Origin of the sequence: Desertibacillus haloalkaliphilus (genome assembly GCF_019039105.1) — a bacterium.
Lineage (GTDB): Bacteria > Bacillota > Bacilli > Bacillales > KJ1-10-99 > Desertibacillus > Desertibacillus haloalkaliphilus.
The window spans coordinates 1-359 of record NZ_JAHPIV010000435.1 but is presented as its reverse complement, the minus strand read 5'-3'; the positions used below and the strand labels follow the sequence as shown (position 1 = coordinate 359).

Genomic DNA, 359 nt, shown 5'->3' with positions numbered 1-359 from the left:
ACGACGAAATGAGCGAAGTGACAAACTTTTTTATTTCCTGAAGTGCTGCTGGTCTTGTTTCCTTATTTCGCAATGCCTCTTCCTGTTCTCCAATAACAGAGACTAGGGCACTTCCAACTACAACTCCATCAGCATGTTGCGTCATTGCTTTCACTTGCTCATTCGAAGAAATTCCGAACCCAACTGCCGTTGGAATCCTGCTAGCTTCACGTACAGTTTTTAAAAAGTCATATACTCGTGGATCTAGTTCATTCCGAACACCTGTTACTCCTAATGAAGATACGCAGTATAAAAACCCTTTTGCTCGTTCTGCAATCTTTATCATTCGTTGCTTAGAAGTTGGAGCAACGAGCGAGATG

At 42.3% G+C, this 359-nt stretch carries 1 protein-coding gene; it reads right to left on the bottom strand.

What is annotated here, in order from left to right; translation table 11 throughout:
* Positions 1 to 359, bottom strand: a 359-nt coding sequence (trpA, locus tag KH400_RS22680) for a tryptophan synthase subunit alpha (protein ID WP_217228494.1), incomplete at both ends; no start/stop codon positions are given.